The sequence below is a fragment of the Brevundimonas diminuta genome (assembly GCF_050310045.1).
In the GTDB taxonomy this organism is placed as follows: domain Bacteria; phylum Pseudomonadota; class Alphaproteobacteria; order Caulobacterales; family Caulobacteraceae; genus Brevundimonas; species Brevundimonas diminuta_F.
The window spans coordinates 3,188,690-3,204,988 of the sequence record NZ_CP190005.1; the positions used below are offsets into that span (position 1 = coordinate 3,188,690).

General features: G+C 68.3%; 17 protein-coding genes. 9 read left to right on the plus strand and 8 right to left on the minus strand.

What is annotated here, in order from left to right; all coding sequences use genetic code 11:
* Positions 1–10: 10 nt before the first annotated feature.
* Positions 11–1,165, minus strand: coding sequence for a radical SAM family heme chaperone HemW (gene hemW, locus ACORJG_RS15315; protein WP_427793078.1), 1,155 nt, complete (start codon positions 1,163–1,165; stop codon positions 11–13).
* A 31-nt stretch (positions 1,166–1,196) separates the two neighbouring features.
* Positions 1,197–1,799, minus strand: a complete 603-nt coding sequence (gene rdgB / locus ACORJG_RS15320) for an RdgB/HAM1 family non-canonical purine NTP pyrophosphatase (RefSeq protein ID WP_427790380.1) — start codon at positions 1,797–1,799, stop codon at positions 1,197–1,199.
* Positions 1,800–2,240: 441 nt separating this feature from the next.
* Between rdgB and ACORJG_RS15325 the strand changes: the two genes are divergently transcribed.
* The 3 genes from ACORJG_RS15325 to ACORJG_RS15335 are packed head-to-tail and all read left to right on the plus strand — an operon-like array spanning position 2,241 to position 3,718.
* On the plus strand, positions 2,241–2,840 hold the full coding sequence (locus ACORJG_RS15325) for a DUF2975 domain-containing protein (protein WP_427790382.1): 600 nt from the start codon (positions 2,241–2,243) through the stop codon (positions 2,838–2,840).
* Positions 2,841–2,864: 24 nt separating this feature from the next.
* Positions 2,865–3,098, plus strand: a complete 234-nt coding sequence (locus ACORJG_RS15330) for a helix-turn-helix domain-containing protein (protein WP_427790384.1) — start codon at positions 2,865–2,867, stop codon at positions 3,096–3,098.
* A 2-nt stretch (positions 3,099–3,100) separates the two neighbouring features.
* Positions 3,101–3,718 carry a Smr/MutS family protein gene (locus tag ACORJG_RS15335; protein WP_427790386.1) on the plus strand — a complete coding sequence of 206 codons (618 nt, stop codon included), beginning with the start codon at positions 3,101–3,103 and terminating at the stop codon, positions 3,716–3,718.
* On the opposite strand, the gene ccmB is transcribed toward ACORJG_RS15335, so the two are convergent.
* Complete coding sequence (gene ccmB, locus ACORJG_RS15340) at positions 3,715–4,380, minus strand: heme exporter protein CcmB (RefSeq protein WP_427790388.1); 666 nt, start codon at positions 4,378–4,380, stop codon at positions 3,715–3,717. The genes ACORJG_RS15335 and ccmB overlap by 4 nt on opposite strands.
* Positions 4,377–4,997: a heme ABC exporter ATP-binding protein CcmA gene (gene ccmA, locus ACORJG_RS15345; RefSeq protein WP_427790390.1), complete on the minus strand. Its 621-nt coding sequence runs from the start codon at positions 4,995–4,997 to the stop codon at positions 4,377–4,379. Before ccmA ends, ccmB begins: the two co-directional genes overlap by 4 nt.
* Before the next feature lie 186 nt (positions 4,998–5,183).
* Here ccmA and acnA point away from each other — a divergent pair, with 186 nt between their 5' ends.
* A complete protein-coding gene (gene acnA / locus ACORJG_RS15350; RefSeq protein ID WP_427790392.1) occupies positions 5,184–7,889 on the plus strand; it encodes an aconitate hydratase AcnA in 2,706 nt (901 codons plus the stop codon).
* 187 nt (positions 7,890–8,076) lie between these two features.
* Positions 8,077–8,538: an OsmC family protein gene (locus tag ACORJG_RS15355; protein WP_427790394.1), complete on the plus strand. Its 462-nt coding sequence runs from the start codon at positions 8,077–8,079 to the stop codon at positions 8,536–8,538.
* Here ACORJG_RS15355 and ACORJG_RS15360 read toward each other — a convergent pair.
* A complete protein-coding gene (locus ACORJG_RS15360; RefSeq protein WP_427790396.1) occupies positions 8,535–9,293 on the minus strand; it encodes a dienelactone hydrolase family protein in 759 nt (252 codons plus the stop codon). The two genes, ACORJG_RS15355 and ACORJG_RS15360, sit on opposite strands and share 4 nt — an antisense overlap.
* Before the next feature lie 102 nt (positions 9,294–9,395).
* On the opposite strand from ACORJG_RS15360, the gene ACORJG_RS15365 reads away from it, so the two are divergent.
* Positions 9,396–10,016 carry a PadR family transcriptional regulator gene (locus ACORJG_RS15365; RefSeq protein WP_427790398.1) on the plus strand — a complete coding sequence of 207 codons (621 nt, stop codon included), beginning with the start codon at positions 9,396–9,398 and terminating at the stop codon, positions 10,014–10,016.
* A complete protein-coding gene (locus ACORJG_RS15370; protein ID WP_427790400.1) occupies positions 10,013–10,828 on the plus strand; it encodes a siderophore-interacting protein in 816 nt (271 codons plus the stop codon). The genes ACORJG_RS15365 and ACORJG_RS15370 overlap by 4 nt, the downstream gene beginning before the upstream one ends.
* 162 nt (positions 10,829–10,990) lie before the next feature.
* Here ACORJG_RS15370 and purH read toward each other — a convergent pair whose 3' ends face one another.
* Positions 10,991–12,595 (minus strand): bifunctional phosphoribosylaminoimidazolecarboxamide formyltransferase/IMP cyclohydrolase, encoded by a 1,605-nt coding sequence (gene purH / locus ACORJG_RS15375; protein WP_427790402.1) that lies wholly within the window; start codon positions 12,593–12,595, stop codon positions 10,991–10,993.
* Between the two features lie 142 nt (positions 12,596–12,737).
* Between purH and ACORJG_RS15380 the strand changes: the two genes are divergently transcribed.
* Positions 12,738–13,127, plus strand: a complete 390-nt coding sequence (locus ACORJG_RS15380) for a GIY-YIG nuclease family protein (RefSeq protein WP_427790404.1) — start codon at positions 12,738–12,740, stop codon at positions 13,125–13,127.
* On the opposite strand, the gene ACORJG_RS15385 is transcribed toward ACORJG_RS15380, so the two are convergent.
* Together ACORJG_RS15385 and rpe are read right to left on the minus strand one after the other, a co-directional pair.
* The gene (locus ACORJG_RS15385) at positions 13,124–14,938 is read right to left on the minus strand and encodes a heparinase II/III family protein (RefSeq protein ID WP_427790406.1); all 1,815 of its coding nucleotides are present in this window, start codon (positions 14,936–14,938) and stop codon (positions 13,124–13,126) included. The two genes, ACORJG_RS15380 and ACORJG_RS15385, sit on opposite strands and share 4 nt — an antisense overlap.
* The gene (rpe, locus tag ACORJG_RS15390; protein WP_427790408.1) at positions 14,935–15,618 is read right to left on the minus strand and encodes a ribulose-phosphate 3-epimerase; all 684 of its coding nucleotides are present in this window, start codon (positions 15,616–15,618) and stop codon (positions 14,935–14,937) included. Before rpe ends, ACORJG_RS15385 begins: the two co-directional genes overlap by 4 nt.
* A 213-nt stretch (positions 15,619–15,831) precedes the next feature.
* Between rpe and ACORJG_RS15395 the strand changes: the two genes are divergently transcribed.
* Positions 15,832–16,275 carry a DUF2141 domain-containing protein gene (locus tag ACORJG_RS15395; RefSeq protein ID WP_427790410.1) on the plus strand — a complete coding sequence of 148 codons (444 nt, stop codon included), beginning with the start codon at positions 15,832–15,834 and terminating at the stop codon, positions 16,273–16,275.
* Positions 16,276–16,299 lie beyond the last annotated feature (24 nt).

Here is a 16,299-nt window from a genome sequence, read left to right on the forward strand (position 1 = left end):
TCCCTTTATTTCAGGTCAGCAAGGCCTTGAGGACGGCGTCCAGCACAGGGCGGCCCGTTGCCGTGGCGGCAATGCGGCCGTCGGTCAGGTGGACAAAACCGCCTTCCATCAGATCAGCCAGCGGACCGTTCGCCGTTGACAGGCCAAGACGCTGAAGGAGCAGCAGGGGAACGCCCTCGACCGTGCGCAGACCCAGCAGGACATGTTCCTCGTCGGCGTCCGTGGGGCTGAGAAGATCATGCTCCGCCCACGGTGATCCGGCGGCGACGCCGGCGATGTAGTCGTCAATGCGGCGGGCGGCGACGGTGGCGGTGCGGCCTCGGGGCAGGGTGATGCGGCCGTGGGCGCCCGGGCCCAGACCCAGATAATCGCCGCCGCGCCAGACGTGCAGGTTGTGGCTGGAGCGGGCTGCGATGTCCCGGGCGTGGTTGGACACCTCATAGGCCTCGAACCCGGCCGCCTCCAGCGTGTCCTGCGTGGCTTCGTAGAGGGCGGCGGCCAGATCCTCGTCCGGTGGAGTCCAGGCGCCGCGCGCCACCGCGCGACCGAAGGCGGTCGTGCCTTCTATGGTCAATTGGTAGGGCGAGACGTGCTCGAAGCCGAGGTCGAGGGCGGCGGTCAGTTCGGCCTGCCAGTCGGCGACGCTCTGGCCGGGGCGGGCGTAGATCAGATCGATCGACAGGCGCGGAAAAGCGCGGGCCGCCAGATCGATGGCCCGGCGCGCCTCTGCGGCGGAGTGGTCGCGGCCCAGGAACTTCAGCGCCGAGTCGTCGAAGGACTGCACCCCCATCGACAGGCGGTTGATCCCGGCGTCGGCCAGGGCGGCGTAGCGCCCCGCCTCGGCGTCGGTCGGATTGGCCTCGAGGGTGATTTCGATGTCGCAGCGCGGCGGGAACAGCGCCTTGGCGCGGGCGATGACCGCCGCCACGGCCTCGGGCGCCATCAGGGAGGGCGTGCCGCCGCCGAAGAAGATGGAGGCCAGACGGCGCGGACCCGTCAGAGCAGACTGCGCCTCAAGATCGGCCAGGATCGCATCAACCAGCAGGGCCTGCTGCGCGCTGCGGCCCCGGTCGCGCACGACGTTGAAGTCGCAATAGGGGCATATGCGGGCGCAGTAGGGCCAGTGAACATAGAGGGCGATGGAAGCGGGCTCGTCGCCGCCCATCAGCCGGTCGACGGGTGAAGGGGCGCGCGTCTCAGTCAATCAGCGCCGCCCTCAGGCGGTCAAAGGCGCGGCCGCGGTGGCTGATGGCGTCTTTTTCAGCGGCGTCCATCTCGGCGAAGGTCTTGTCGGAGCCTTCAGGCTGGAAGACCGGGTCATAGCCATGACCGCCGTCGCCGCGCGGGGGGAAGACCAGCTGGCCGTCGACCCGGCCCTCGACCACCACGCAGGGGCCGTCCGGCCAGGCGACCGCCAGAGCCGAGGTGAACCAGGCCGAGCGATCGCGCGAACCGGTTTCCTGCAACCGCTCCTCGACCTTCTGCATGGCCAGGGCGAAGTCCTTGTCCGGCCCGGCCCAGCGCGCCGAGAAAATGCCGGGCGCACCGTCAAGCGCGGCGACCGACAGGCCGGAATCATCGGCCAGGGCGACCTCGCCAGAGGCCTGCGCCGCATGGCGCGCCTTCAACATGGCGTTGCCGGCGAAGGTGCTTTCCGTCTCTTCCGGCTCGGGCAGATTCAGCTCTCCGGCCGTGACGATCCGGTAATGTCCATCCAGCAGCGCCTCGATCTCGCGCGCCTTGCCCGGATTATGGGTGGCGGCGACGAGCCGCATCCCCTTGATCAGCTTGAGATTCATGGCGCGACCTTAGTCCTGTCCGGTCCATTGCGAAATGGTAACATCGTTAAACGATATGTAAGTTGGCATTTCTCAGCGCACGACCTATCTTCATTTTCAAGAACGAAGGGCCGCACCGTTCAATTGCAAGAAACATCTTGCAACAATGATCCAGCGGCGCAGCAAGAATGCACAAAAAATGTGCATTGATGGAGATAGCAACATGCAAGCGATGCGCACCACCAACTTCCTGGACCGTCTGACCCACAGCCTGGGCAACGCCTTCCTGCTGGCCGCCCTGCCCGCCGCGGCCGTCGCCCTGGTCATCCAGAGCCTCTGATCGCTCAAAGTCGGAGGGGGCTTTGACGATCGCCATGAACGCCGGAAAGAATAGAGCCGTGCGCGGGTCGGCCGGACCCGCCGCGGCGACGGCGCCTCATCCTCCGGCCTGAGACGCCCCGCATGATCCGCTTCCCGAACATGAAATCCGCCGGGAAGCCGAGTTCGCGCTCTCTGCGCGCGCCCAACCTGCGGACCATCGGTCCCGGCTCGGTCGCCAGCATTCTGAAGATCGCCCTGGACGTCGCCTATGTGCTGATGATCCTGCTGACCGGTCTGCTGCTGGCCCTGTGGGTCGCGTCGATCTTCATTCCCGTCGACAATCTGAACGTCACCGTGTCCGATGGCGCGAGCGGCCGCGAGATGCCGTTGACGCGCCCGCTGCTGCTGTTCGGCCTGGGCGCCTTGAGCGCCTATTTCGGCGGCTTCCTGATCATCCTGCGTTATCTGCGCAAGATATTCCGCACGCTGACGCTGGGCGATCCGTTCCAACCGGACAATGTGCGCCGCCTGCGCCAGATCGGCCTCATCCTGGCCGTGGTCACGGGCGGGGTCTGGATCATGCAGGGGCTGGTCGCCTCACGTCTGGCGCCCGGCGTCATGGAGCCGCAGGGGATCAGCGACCTGCTCACCCCCGTTTTCTCAGTACTGGTCGTCTTCGTCCTGGCCGAGGTGTTCCGCGAGGGCGCGCGCCTTCGTCGCGAATCCGAACTGACGATCTGATCGGGACACGCTAAAGCATTCGCCATGGCCATCCGCGTCCAACTTGACCGTATTCTCGCCCAGCGGCGCATGTCGCTGACGGAACTCGCCGATCGCGTCGGCGTGACCGTCGCCAATCTGTCGATCCTCAAGACCGGCAAGGCGCGCGCCGTGCGTTTCTCGACCCTGGACGCCCTGTGTCGCGAGCTGGACTGCCAGCCCGGCGACCTGCTGGCGCATGAGCCCGGCCCTGCGGCCGCCTTCGACGACGAGGGTTGAGGGTGGCCCGCTCCCCCGCGGGCAAGGGGCCGCCGAAAGCCGCATCTGCGACCAGCGAAGACGACACGCGCATCTGGCGCCGGGTGACGTCGACCGTGACGCCGCCCGTCCACCGCAAGGCCGCGCGGGTGACGCCCGGCGCCGTCCTTCCCTCACTCGATGAGCCGTCGCCGATGGCCGCCCCGCCCCCGCGCGGCGTGGCGGGCAAGAAACGCGACGCCGCCCTGACGCCCGCCTCAGCCGGACGGGCGACAAACTCTCCGACATCGAAAACCGCCGCGCTGAGACCCCGGTCTGCGCCGGGGGAACTGGAGCCGCGCCGCCAGCGCCGCCTGTCGCGCGAGCGCGATCCGATCGAGGCGCGCATCGACCTGCACGGCTTCGGCCGGTTCGAGGCCGAGGATCAGCTACGCGGCTTCCTGATCGGCTGCCAGATGCGCGGCCTGCGTTCGGTGCTGGTCATCACAGGACAGGGCAGGCGGGGCGGCGGGATCATCCGCGCCTCGGTCCATGAATGGCTGACCGGGCCGCACCTGCGCGGCGTCGTGTCGGGCTTCGCGTCGGCCCACCAGCGCCACGGCGGCGACGGGGCGCTGTATGTGACGCTGAAGCCGCGCTAGCCCTGCGCGTTCCGAACCGCCGCCGCCCCTGCGATCGGCGCGATCACCAGGGCGAACAGGACATAGGCGCCCAGCAGGGCCAGCGCCGAGGCCGGACTCTGACCGCTGGCGGCGCGGGTCAGGGCGCCCGCTCCGAACACCACCGGCGGGATGAACAGCGGCAGCACCACCACGGCGATCAGCAGGCCGCCGCGCCGCGCGCCCAGCGCCAGCGCCGCGCCCAGCGCGCCGGTGAAGGCGAACCCCAGCCCGCCCAGCGCCGCCGATGCGCCTGTCAGCATGATCAGCTCCGTCGGCTGGCCTAGCGCCAGGGCCGCAACGGGCGCGGCGATCGCCAGCGGCAGGCCCGTCGCCAGCCATTGCGCCAGCGCCTTGACGCCCACCACAGCTTCCAGCGGCAGAGGCCCGGTCGCCAGCAGATCCAGCGCCCCGTCCTCCAGATCGCGCTCGAACATCCGCTCCAGCGACAGCAGGGAGGCCAGCGCCAGCGCCATCCAGCTGGCGCCCGAGGCGGCCGGGGCCAGAACGCGCGGATCGCCTCCCGCCGCCAGCGGCAGGATGGCGGTCAGGCACAACAGGAAACCACAGGCCAGCAACGGCCCGCCGCCGCCGCCCCAGGCCAGCGACAGTTCGCGCGCGAACAGGGCGCGGACGGCCTTCATCTCACGTCTCCCAGATTCAGCGGTCGCGCCGGGACGGGCAGGGGGTCGTGAACAGCGGCCAGGATCATGCCTCCGCCCGCCAGATGCTCGGCCATCAGTTCGGCGGCGACGCTGCGCCACGTCTCGTCCAGCGGGGCCAGCGGCTCATCCAGCAGCCACAGGGCGCGCGGGGCGGCGACCAGACGGGCCAGCGACAGCCGCCGTCTCTGCCCCGCCGACAGCTTGCGCGTCTCCAGATCCAGCAGGGGCGCCAGCTTCAGCTGGGCGACGGCGGCGTCCATCGTCGCAGTCGATCCGCTCAGCCATTCAACCTGAAAGCCCAGTTCCTGCCGCGCCGTCCGCTGGGGCTTCAGACCCTCGTGGTGGCCCAGCAGGTGAAGCGCCGAACGCCGCGCCGTCTCGGCCTCCATCGCGCCATCGGCTCCACGAAAAACAATCGTCCCCGCATCGGGCCGGATAAAGCCCGCCACCGCGCGCAGCAGGCTGGTCTTGCCCGCCCCGTTGGCCCCGGTCAAGGCCGCCGCCTCGCCCGCAGACAGGGCGAAGGACAGGCCGCTGAACAGCCGCCGTTCGCCGCGCGACAGGCTTAAGGCCGCGATCTCCAGACGGGTCAACATTTGCGAGTCTCTCTCAATGTCCACGTCAGGGGTGTGGATACATGGACGGCCCTCGCGCGCGGGACTATATGCGCTTTCGCCGCAGCAGGCTTTCGCCGCGCGCGCCGGGGACCTGTGCGCCCCGACGTCCAGCGCGCGAAGGCGCAACCGAATTGTCGGGCGGCGTTTGTCAGAGGACTACTCTCCATGCCGTCGATTGACAGCCTCAAGACCCGCCAGGACCTCGCGGTCGGGCGCAAGAAATACGCCTATTACAGCCTTCCCGCCGCCGAGGAAGCCGGTCTGGCCGGGATTTCCCGTCTGCCGCGCTCGATGAAGGTGCTTCTCGAGAACCTGCTGCGTAACGAAGACGGCGTCTCCGTCACCGAAGCCGACCTGAAGGCCGTCGCCGCCTGGATCGAGAACAAGGGCGCCGTCGAGCACGAGATCGCCTTCCGCCCGGCCCGCGTGCTGATGCAGGACTTCACCGGCGTTCCGGCCGTCGTCGACCTGGCCGCCATGCGCGACGCCATGGACAAGCTCGGCGCCGACGCCAAGAAGATCAACCCGCTGGTCCCGGTCGATCTGGTCATCGACCACTCGGTCATGGTCGACCACTTCGGCGACTCCAAGGCGTTCGGCCAGAACGTCGAGCGCGAGTATGAGCGCAACATCGAGCGCTACAACTTCCTGCGCTGGGGCTCCTCAGCCTTCAACAACTTCCGCGTCGTGCCGCCCGGCACCGGCATCTGCCACCAGGTGAACCTTGAGAACCTGGCACAGACTGTCTGGACCGCCGAGGAAGGCCGCAAGACCGTCGCCTATCCCGACACCGTCGTCGGCACCGACAGCCACACCACCATGATCAACGGCCTGGCCGTTCTGGGCTGGGGCGTCGGCGGCATCGAGGCCGAGGCCGCCATGCTGGGCCAGCCGATCCCGATGCTGATCCCTGAAGTCATCGGCTTCAAGCTGACGGGCAAGCTGCCGGAAGGCGCGACGGCCACCGACCTGGTGCTGACCGTCACCCAGATGCTGCGCAAGAAGGGCGTAGTCGGCAAGTTCGTGGAATTCTTCGGTCCCGCCATCGCCGGCATGACCATCGAGGACCAGGCCACCATCGCCAACATGGCCCCGGAATACGGCGCCACCTGCGGCTTCTTCCCCGTGTCGCAGGCCACCATCGACTATCTGACCGCCACCGGCCGTGAAAAGCCGCGCGTCGCACTGGTCGAGGCCTACGCCAAGGCGCAGGGCCTGTGGATCGACGAAAAGTCCGAAGACCCGATCTTCACCGACGTTCTGGAGCTGGACATCTCGACGGTCGTGCCGTCGCTGGCTGGTCCGAAGCGTCCGCAGGACCGCGTTGAACTGACCACCGCGGCGCCTGAGTTCGAAGGCCACCTGACCGGCACCTTCAACCGCCCCGCCGACGCCCCGCGCTTCGCCGTGGAAGGCGAAGACTTCGACATCGGCGACGGCGACGTGGTGATCGCTGCCATCACCTCGTGCACCAACACCTCCAACCCGTCGGTCCTGATCGCCGCCGGTCTGGTGGCCCGCAAGGCTCACGCCCTGGGCCTGAAGCCCAAGCCCTGGGTCAAGACCTCGCTGGCCCCCGGCTCGCAAGTCGTCACCGACTATCTGACCGACGCCGGTCTGCAGAAGGATCTGGACGCCCTGGGCTTCAACCTGGTCGGCTACGGCTGCACCACCTGCATCGGCAACTCGGGTCCGCTGGATCCGGCCGTGTCCAAGGCCATCAACGACAACGCCCTGGTCGCCACCTCGGTGCTGTCGGGCAACCGCAACTTCGAAGGCCGGGTGAACCCGGACGTCCAGGCCAACTACCTGGCCTCGCCGCCGCTGGTGGTGGCCTACGCCCTGGCCGGTTCGATGCGCATCGACATCACCAAGGAGCCGATCGGCAAGGACAAGAAGGGCAATGACGTCTTCCTGAAGGACGTGTGGCCGACCTCGCAGGAGATCGCCGCCATCCAGAAGAAGTCGGTCACGCCCAAGATGTTCGCCAAGCGCTACGCCGACGTCTTCAAGGGCGACGAGCACTGGCAGGCGATCGCCGTCACCGGCGGTCAGACCTATGAGTGGGAGGACACCTCCACCTACGTCCAGAACCCGCCCTACTTCGAGGGCCTGACCATGGAGCCCGCTCCGGTCACGGACATCGTCGAGGCGCGCATCCTGGGCATCTTCGGCGACTCGATCACCACCGACCACATCAGCCCGGCCGGTTCGATCAAGAAGGCCTCGCCCGCTGGTCAGTACCTGACCAACCACGGCGTCGACGCCCTGGACTTCAACAGCTACGGCGCCCGCCGCGGCAACCACGAAATCATGATGCGCGGCACCTTCGCCAACATCCGCATCCGCAACCGCATCACCCCCGACATCGAGGGCGGCGTCACCAAGCACTTCCCCTCGGAAGAGACGATGTCGATCTACGACGCGGCCATGCGTTACCAGTCGGAAGGCCGTCCGCTGGTCGTCTTCGCCGGCAAGGAATACGGCACCGGCTCGTCGCGCGACTGGGCGGCCAAGGGCACCCGCCTGCTGGGCGTGCGCGCCGTCATCGCCGAAAGCTATGAGCGCATCCACCGCTCGAACCTGGTCGGCATGGGCGTCGTCCCGCTGCAGTTCAAGGAAGACGGCTGGCAGAAGCTGGGCCTGACCGGCGAAGAGATCGTCACCATCCGTGGCCTGACCGACGCCAACGTCGGCAAGCTGAAGCCGCGTCAGGACCTGTGGGTCGAGATGTTCCGCCCGTCGGACGGCAAGATGGCCCGCTTCCCGGTCCGCTGCCGCATCGATAACCAGACGGAGCTGGACTACTTCAAGGCCGGCGGCGTCATGCCCTACGTCCTGCGCAACCTGGCGCGCGGCGACGAAAAGTAAGAGGTCTCAAGCAGCGCGAAAGCGCTTTAGACCAACTAGAATGAAGGCCGGCGGAGCGATCCGCCGGCCTTTTTCATTGGTCGGACAATTTATCCTGACGCCAATGTATTTGGCCGGAGTGTTGAGGCTTGTTCCATGACGAGGGGCGAGTAGGTGTTCATCTTGGTCCTCATTTTTGGAGCCTGTCATGAGCCAGCACGTCGCCGTCGTTGAATGGAGCCGGGGCGATCAGCCCTTCAGCGACAACAAATACAGCCGAGGCCATGACTGGCGCTTTGACGGGGGCGCTGTCGTGCGCGGGTCTTCGGCGCCATCGGGCGTGCCGGAGCCCATGTCAGATCCCGCCGCGGTTGACCCGGAAGAGGCTCTGGTCGCCGCCCTGTCCAGCTGCCACATGCTGTTCTTCCTGGCCTATGCCCGCAAGGACGGTTTCATCGTCGATTCCTATCGAGATGAAGCTGAGGGCTTGATGAGCAAGGACGAGCGCGGCAAGGTTTCGATCACCGAAATCATCCTGCGCCCGGCCATCACATGGTCCGGCGACAAACTGCCGGACGCGGCGGCCATCGCGGACCTGCACCACCGCGCCCATGACATCTGCTACATCGCCAACTCGATCCGCGCCGAAGTGAAGATCGAGCCGCGCTAGGACGCGCCCTGGGCTGCGCCGGTCGCCTCCAGCCAGGCCTGGAACCGGCGTAGCGCCTCATCGGTCAGGACCGGGTCGTGGCGCATCGGGCCATTGTTGGTCGGTTCGTCAAAAGCGTGGGTGCCGTCGGCGATCCAGCTTTCGACCTCTGAGCCGCACTCGCGGATCATGGTGTTGACCCGTTCGGCGTTGCGGACGGTGGTCAGGTGGTCGCGCCTGGCCGTCAGGGCGAAGACGCGCGGATGAAGCCGCCATGGCTTCATCCGGTTGAAGGCCCACGGCCCGATATAGGCATAGGCCAGAAAGACCGCCTTCACGCCTGACAGGTCGACCGTAGCTGGATCGGCGACCCCCATGCGACGGGGCGCAGGCGTTTCGCTCATCATCTCCATGATGGCCCAGCCGCCGTGGCTCCAGCCCGCCAGCGCCAGTTGCGAGGCGTCGACATCGGGTCGCTGCGACAGCCCGTGAATGGCCGCCAGAACATCGCCCGCCCGCTCATATCCCCGGAAGACCAGACCTGTGCAGACGGTGGTCAGGGTGAAAGCCCGACCCCAACCGCGCGGGCCATAGGAATCGACGATGGCGGCGCGCCATCCGGCCGCCTTCGCTGCCTCGGCGTAACGCGGCAGATGGCTGCGCAATCCGCCGCAGCCGTGGAACAGCAGCACGGTCGGGCGCGGGCGGTCGTCATCGGGGCCGACAATCTGCACATGAGGCTGCAACCGGGCCCAGCGGGCGGCGATGGTGTCCATGCTCGCAACCTAGGGCGCCGTTTTTTTCTGGAAAAGGGGCTTGCGGCTTCGTCATATCGATATATCTGTTTGCGAGTTAGATATATCGAAGAGAGACATGACATGAGAGGATCCAAGGGGATCGGAAAGCGTGGTCACGGTTCGGGCCATGGATTTGGGCGCGTTTTCGGCTTCGGCCATGGCGAACAGGGTCGTTCGATGCGCCATGAGGGCCGTCGGATGGGCGAGGGCCGGATGCGCGGCGAAGGCCACGGCCGTCGCGGCGGCGGCGGCCGGATGTTCGAGCACGGCGCCCTGCGTTGGGTGCTGCTGTCGCTGATCGCGGACAAGCCCGCCCACGGCTATGAACTGATCAAGGCTATCGAGGCGCGCATGGGCGGCGCCTATACGCCCAGCCCCGGCGTCATCTATCCCAGCCTGACGCTGCTGGAAGACATGGGCGCCCTCAGCGCCGTCGCCGATGGCGGCAAGAAGCGGTACGCCATCACCGAGGAAGGCCGCCGCCTGTTGGTCGAGAACGCCGAGGCTCTGATCCACGCCGAGCGCAAGATGAAGGCCCTGCGCGGCCGCGCCGATCGACCGGCCCGCATCGCCAAGGCCATAGAGGCCTTCCGCACCGCGACCCACGACCGTCTGACCCAGGAGCCGCCCCTCAGCGAGGCCCAGGTCGAGGCCATCGCCGATCTGATTGAAGCCGCAGCTGAAAAGGTGAGACAGGCATGAGCCCAGCCCTTTTACGACAACCGCGCCGCGTGCGGCACGAGTTGAAATTCCGCCGCGCCCGCGTTGAGAGCGTTCATGACCTGACGCCGGTCCTGAAGCGGATCGTCCTGACGGGCGATGAACTGGAGGGCTTCTTCAGCCCCGGCTTCGACGACCATGTGAAGATCTTCCCGGTCCCGCGCGGCAAGCCGGTGGTCCTTCCCGACATGGGGCCGGACGGGCCGGTCTTCCCCGAGCCGCGTCCGGTGGCGCGCGACTACACGCCGCGCGTCTTCGACGTCGCCAATAAGCGACTGACCATTGACTTCGCGGTCGGCCACGGCGGCCCGGCGACGGCGTGGGCCGAGGACGCCCGCCCCGGCGACGAACTGGGGCTGGGCGGTCCGCGCGGCTCCCTTCTGGTGCCGACCAGTTTTTCCGAGCATCTGCTGATCGGCGACGAGGCGGCGATCCCCGCCATCGCCCGCCGTCTGGAGGAACTGCCGGAAAAGGCGCGCGCCATCGCCTGTATCGAGGTGAACGACGCGGGCGGCGAACTGGACATGTCCAGTCCCGCCGATGTCGAAATCGTCTGGGTGCATCGCAACGGCGGTCCGCGCGGCCGTCCCGAGGCGCTGACGGAGGCGGCTGTGGCGGCGGCGAAACGGATCGACCCGGCGGACGCCTATGTCTGGGTCGCCTGCGAAGCCTCGGTCGCTCGCTCGATGCGCGCGGCTTTGCTGAGCGCCCGCGCGTTCAACCAGAAATGGATGAAGGTCGCCGGCTACTGGCGTCTGGGCCGCGCCGCGACGCACGAGGTCATTGAGGACTGAGGACAGGCCTTTGGCCAAAGAAAAGGGGCGCGGCCGGTTTCGGCTGCGCCCCTTCCTGTATTTAGCGCTCAAGCAGCGAGCCGCCGCGCGGCTCGCGTTAGCGTCCAAAAAAGCAGCTCAAGCAGCGAGCCGCCGCGCGGCTCCCGTTAGCGCTCTTTCAGCCTAGTGCCGGAACACGCGGACGCCCGTGAAGGCCATGGCGATGCCGCGTTCGTCGGCGGCGGCGATGACTTCCTCGTCACGGATCGATCCGCCCGGCTGGATCACCGCCGTGGCCCCGGCGGCGACGGCTTCCAGCAGGCCGTCGGCGAAGGGGAAGAAGGCTTCGGACGCGCAGGCCGAACCCTCGGCCAGCGAGTGGGCCAGACCCTTGGCTTCACCGGCTTCCTTGGCGCGGATGGCGGCGATGCGGGCGCTGTCGCGACGGTTCATCTGTCCGGCGCCGATGCCCGCCGTCTGGCCGTCCTTGGCGTAGACGATGGCGTTGGATTTGACGTGCTTGGCCACGGTGAAGGCGAACAGCATGTCCTGGATCTCGGTCGGCGTCGGCTGGCGGCGCGTGACGATCTTCAGGTCCGACGGCTTGATCAGCGAGCGGTCGCGCGACTGGACCAGGAAGCCGCCCGCGACTGAGCGGAAGACCTCGCCCGCGCCGTGCGGATCGGGCAGGCCGTCAGTGATCAGCAGGCGCAGGTTCTTCTTGGCGGCGAAGACGGCCTTGGCTTCGTCGTCAGCGCCCGGCGCGATGACGACTTCAGTGAAGATGCCGGTGATGGCGCGTGCGTCTTCACCGTTCAGCGGACGGTTGACGGCGATCACGCCGCCGAAGGCCGACACCGCATCGCATTCCAGCGCCCGGGCGTAGGCTTCCGACAGATCCTTGCCGACAGCCACGCCGCAGGGGTTGGCGTGCTTCACGATGACGCAGGCCGGGGGCTCGAACTCGGCCACCAGCTCATAGGCGGCATCGGCGTCGGCGATGTTGTTGTAGCCCAGTTCCTTGCCCTGTACCTGTTCGGCGTAGGCCACGCCCGGACGGCGCTCGCCGGTGCGATAGAAGGCGCCGGTCTGGTGCGGATTCTCGCCATAGCGCAGGGTCTGGGCCAGTGAACCGGCGATCGACTTGCGGGCCGGGGCGGCGTCTTCCAGTTGAGCAGCGAACCAGCCGGACACAGCGGCGTCATAGGCGGCGGTGCGGGCGAAGGCGCGGGCGGCCAGCTGTTTGCGCAAGGCGAGGGTGGTCGAACCGTCGGCCTTCAGCGCCTCGACGATCAGGCCGATGCTTTCCGCGTCGACGGCGACGGCGACGTGGCCGTGGTTCTTGCTGCCCGAACGGATCATGGCCGGGCCGCCGATGTCGATGTTCTCGATGGCCGCTTCAAAGCCGCCGCCGGATTCCACGGTTTTCTCGAACGGATAGAGGTCGATCCAGACAATATCGATCGGACCGATATTGTGCTCGGTCATGGCGGCGGCGTGGGCCGGGGCGTTGCGCACGCCCAGCAGGCCGCCGTGGACGACGGGGTGCAGGGTCTTGACCCGGCCGTCCATCATTTCCGGGAATCCGGTCAGATCGGCCACGTCCTTGACCGGCAGGCCGAAGCCCGCGATCGCCGCCTTGGTGCCGCCGGTCGAGACCAGTTCGACGCCCAGCCCCGCCAGGGTGCGCGCGGCGTCTTCCAGCCCCGCCTTGTCTGAAAGAGAAATCAGCGCGCGGACGGGTTTGATGGCGTCCGGTGCGGGCGGAAAGTCGGGAGCGGCGGGCATGGGCGGCGTCCGTTTACAGCTGGGGCAGGGGAGATGGCGGGGCCTCTAGCACCAACGGGACGCGGCGTCAGCCCTTCGACCTATACTCGCCGTCATCCTCGGGCTTGACCCGAGGATCGAGTTGTCCGCCACTCGACCTTCCATGAACGAGCGCCGCCTTTTCATCGCGACCTATATTCTGGCCAGCCGCCCGCTCGGCGTCCTCTACGTCGGCATTACGTCTAACCTGTACGAGCGTATTCGTCAGCATCGTGAGGACCGCGTCGAGGGCTTCGCTCACCGCTACGGCTGCAAAACCCTGGTCTGGTACGAGACGCATGGCTTCGTCACAGAGGCGATCAAGCGCGAGAAGGCCCTCAAGCGCTGGAACCGGACATGGAAGCTCGAACTGGTCGAGCGGACCAACCCGCAGTGGCGAGACCTTTATCCCAGCCTGTTCGGACTGGCGCCCGATCCTCGGGTCAAGCCCGAGGATGACGGAGAGGGCGAGGGAAGCATCAGCGCCTTTCTCCGCCGTCTCGACGGCGTTTAGTCCGGATCGCCGCTTGCGCCTGCCGGACTCAGCTTCCAGCGGACCTTGGTTTCGGCGTCGGTGCGGGCCGAGCCGCGGACGACGATCTGGAGGCTGCGACGGGTCAGGCCTTCGTCGATGTGGACGGCGGGTTCGATGGCCACGTCGGGGCCGTCGCTGCGGAACCACCAGCCGCGACCGGACGGGCCGCGCAGCAGGATGGAGCGGCGGTCGCGGGCCAGCGAAGCCTGCACTCCAGGCTCTAGCTGGAAGCGCAGGGCGTAGGGGGCGGCGATGGCGCGGGCGGCCTCGGGGCGGCCTTCGGGCGGATGCAGCCGCTCTTCGGCGCGCAGTTCGTCCAGCCGCTGATCGATGTAGAGGCGGCGCTGGTGCATCAGGCCATACAGCGGCATCCAGCCGTCGTGCTCGACCTCCAGCCAGACGGCGCCGTCGCCGTCCTGATGCTCGCGGGTGACGCTGATCGGCGGGCCGACCAGACGCGGGCCCAGAAGATCGCCCTTCCAATCGGACAGGGGTTCGGCCAGAGGCTGTTCGCCCAGCGTGAGCGTCGAGGCGCCCGGCGTCAGGCGCAGGGCCTGACGGTCCATGGCGCGCGGCGTCCATCCGGCCGAGGTGAACAGGCGGTCGCGGCCGCAGACGACTTCCAGCGCGGCGGGCTGGCCGCAGGCGGCGGAGGACCAGGCGTTGCGGGCGGGCGCCTCGACATCGACCATGACGGTCAGCAGCGGGCTGGAGACGCGCAGCAGGCCGCCGACGGCGCCGCTGGGCGGGGCGGCGGGGGCGTCGTCATGGGCGCGTGCGGCGGCGATGCGCTCGGGCGTCGAGGGACCGCCGCCCTGAAACACGGCCAGCTTCCGGTCGGGCAGGGTCTGGACGCGCAGGGCCAGCGTCAGGCGCGAGATGGATTCGGCGACAGCTTCGGGCGTGACTTCGGACAGCTGGGCCAGGGCGTCGTCCAGCGTCAGCAGGTCGAGCAGCAACTCCAGCCCCATTTCCGGCGCGCGCGAGGCGTGGCCGCCGTCGGGCGCGACCGTGGCGTTCAGGGCTGAGGGCAGGCGTTTCAGCGCCCTGTTGCGGATGGCGGCGCCGGTCTTGCCGGTCAGGGCGCATCCGGCGACGGCGGCGGCGGTCAGGCGCTCGGCCCGGCCCATGATCCCGCCGGGCGGACGCAGCAGCTGGCGCGCCTGATGGGCCAGAATGTCGGTCAGCTGAAGACGTTCGATCTCGGTCGCCACGCCGGCCAGCCGCCGTCCGGCGCAGGCCAGATGATAGACGCGGCGGGCCAGAATGTCCGGGTCCCATGAAAAGGGCGACCAGCGGCTGAAGACGTCGTTCCACGCCAGCGTCATGGCCAGGACTTCGCGCACGCCGCGATCGCCCTGGGCCATCATGGCGGGCAGCCAGCTGAAGCTGTGCAGTTCGACAGCGAAGGCGCGGCTGGGCGTGGGGCTGTTCCACAGCTCTACCGGCGTCTTCGCATCAAGGCTCAGGCCCGCCAGCGTCAGCTTGCCCGACAGCAGGGGGCGCGGCGCCTCTTCGGGCAGGGGGCGGAAGTCGCGCGGGCTGACGGCGAAGCCCTCGGCGGTCGGACCGCCCAGCGTCAGGCCGTAGCCGGGCAGGCCGTAAAGCTCGACCCACAGCTGGCGCGCGGCCAGCCCCTTGGCGACCGAGGCCCACAGGCGCGGGTCGGGCCGGGCGCCGGAGGCGCTGCGCACAGGGGTCCGCATCGGCGCGCCCTTCAGGCCGGGGATGTGCCCCTCGGCCAGGGGGACGTCGCTGTCGCGCGGGGCGAAGGGGCCGAGAGGGCTCACGCGGCGGCGGCCTTCAGGGCCTGGATGTTGGCGGCATAGGCGTCCGGCCCGCCCTTGAAGACGAAGGAGCCGGCGACCAGAGCGTCGGCCCCGGCGGCCACGCAGGCCCCGGCGTTGGCGGCGACCACGCCGCCGTCGACCTGAAGGTGGGCCTTGGACCCGGCGCGGTCGAGGATGGCGCGGGCGCGCTCGATCTTCCGCAGCGAGGTCTCGATGAATTTCTGACCGCCGAAGCCGGGGTTCACCGACATGATCAGCACCAGATCGACCAGTTCGACGGCTTCCTCCAGCACGCTGAGCGGCGTGGCCGGGTTGAAGACGAGGCCCGCCCTGGCGCCCAGCTTGCGGATCTGGCCGAGGGTGCGATGGACGTGGGGGCCGCTTTCGGGGTGGACGCTCATGATGTCGGCGCCCGCCGCGCGATAGGCCTCCAGCCAGTTGTCGACCGGAGCGACCATCAGGTGCACGTCGAACGGCAGGCTGGTGTGCGGGCGCAGGGCCTTCACCACATCCGGGCCGATGGTCAGGTTGGGCACGAAATGGCCGTCCATGACGTCGACGTGGATCCAGTCGGCGCCCGCTGTCTCCAGCGCGCGGATCTCCTCACCCAGTTTTGAGAAGTCGCTGGCCAGGATGGAGGGGCAGATCAGCGGGGCGGCGGTCGCGGACGTCTGGGTCATGGTCCTGCGACTTAGGGCTCCTGAAGGCGAGGGGCAAGCCGGACAGCTGACGCAGGGGCCGAAGAGCGCGTTCATTCGCGCTTCGTGAACGGACGGCGGCGGTCGTTGGCGAAGGCGCGGCGGTTGAGGGCGCAACGGCGCTGGCGAGGCGCCGCCGGACGACGGAAGGACGGCGGCCAACCACTTTAGATCCGTCCCCGAAAGGCCCTCGTCATGATCCGACTGCTCGCTGTCGCCGCCGTCCTCGCCCTGTCTGCTCCGGCCGCCGCGCACCCGTCCGAACAGCCGTCCGAACAGGCCTCGGGCCATCGTCTGACCTTCACCTTTGAGACCGGGGCGGCGACAGGAGCGGTGATGGTCGCCCTTTATGACAACGAGGCGGCCTATGAGGGCGGCGCGGCCAGCCGTGCGGCCCGCGTCGATGTGACGTCAGGCGAGCACGCCGCCGTGTTCGAGGGCCTGCCCGACGGCGCCTATGGCATGAAGGCGTTCCACGACGTCAACGGCAACGGGAAGTTGGACGTCAACCCGTTCGGCCTGCCGACCGAGCCCATCGCCTTCTCCAACAATGCGGTCGGCAACATGGGGCCGGCCCGGTGGGATCGCGCCCGTTTCGAGGTCTCGGGCGCCACGGCCCAGACCATCCGCATCCGCTAGGCCCGGAATGTTCGGAGACGCCGC

What these genes read in the sequence shown, in the direction of transcription:
- hemW (WP_427793078.1), bottom strand. Translation starts at nt 1,165, where the DNA reads ATGGGCGGCGACGAGCCCGCTTCCATCGCCCTCTATGTTCACTGGCCC.
- rdgB (WP_427790380.1), bottom strand. Translation starts at nt 1,799, where the DNA reads ATGAATCTCAAGCTGATCAAGGGGATGCGGCTCGTCGCCGCCACCCAT.
- ACORJG_RS15325 (WP_427790382.1), top strand. Translation starts at nt 2,241, where the DNA reads ATGATCCGCTTCCCGAACATGAAATCCGCCGGGAAGCCGAGTTCGCGC.
- ACORJG_RS15330 (WP_427790384.1), top strand. Translation starts at nt 2,865, where the DNA reads ATGGCCATCCGCGTCCAACTTGACCGTATTCTCGCCCAGCGGCGCATG.
- ccmB (WP_427790388.1), bottom strand. Translation starts at nt 4,380, where the DNA reads ATGAAGGCCGTCCGCGCCCTGTTCGCGCGCGAACTGTCGCTGGCCTGG.
- ccmA (WP_427790390.1), bottom strand. Translation starts at nt 4,997, where the DNA reads ATGTTGACCCGTCTGGAGATCGCGGCCTTAAGCCTGTCGCGCGGCGAA.
- acnA (WP_427790392.1), top strand. Translation starts at nt 5,184, where the DNA reads ATGCCGTCGATTGACAGCCTCAAGACCCGCCAGGACCTCGCGGTCGGG.
- ACORJG_RS15355 (WP_427790394.1), top strand. Translation starts at nt 8,077, where the DNA reads ATGAGCCAGCACGTCGCCGTCGTTGAATGGAGCCGGGGCGATCAGCCC.
- ACORJG_RS15360 (WP_427790396.1), bottom strand. Translation starts at nt 9,293, where the DNA reads ATGGACACCATCGCCGCCCGCTGGGCCCGGTTGCAGCCTCATGTGCAG.
- ACORJG_RS15365 (WP_427790398.1), top strand. Translation starts at nt 9,396, where the DNA reads ATGAGAGGATCCAAGGGGATCGGAAAGCGTGGTCACGGTTCGGGCCAT.
- ACORJG_RS15370 (WP_427790400.1), top strand. Translation starts at nt 10,013, where the DNA reads ATGAGCCCAGCCCTTTTACGACAACCGCGCCGCGTGCGGCACGAGTTG.
- purH (WP_427790402.1), bottom strand. Translation starts at nt 12,595, where the DNA reads ATGCCCGCCGCTCCCGACTTTCCGCCCGCACCGGACGCCATCAAACCC.
- ACORJG_RS15380 (WP_427790404.1), top strand. Translation starts at nt 12,738, where the DNA reads ATGAACGAGCGCCGCCTTTTCATCGCGACCTATATTCTGGCCAGCCGC.
- rpe (WP_427790408.1), bottom strand. Translation starts at nt 15,618, where the DNA reads ATGACCCAGACGTCCGCGACCGCCGCCCCGCTGATCTGCCCCTCCATC.
- ACORJG_RS15395 (WP_427790410.1), top strand. Translation starts at nt 15,832, where the DNA reads ATGATCCGACTGCTCGCTGTCGCCGCCGTCCTCGCCCTGTCTGCTCCG.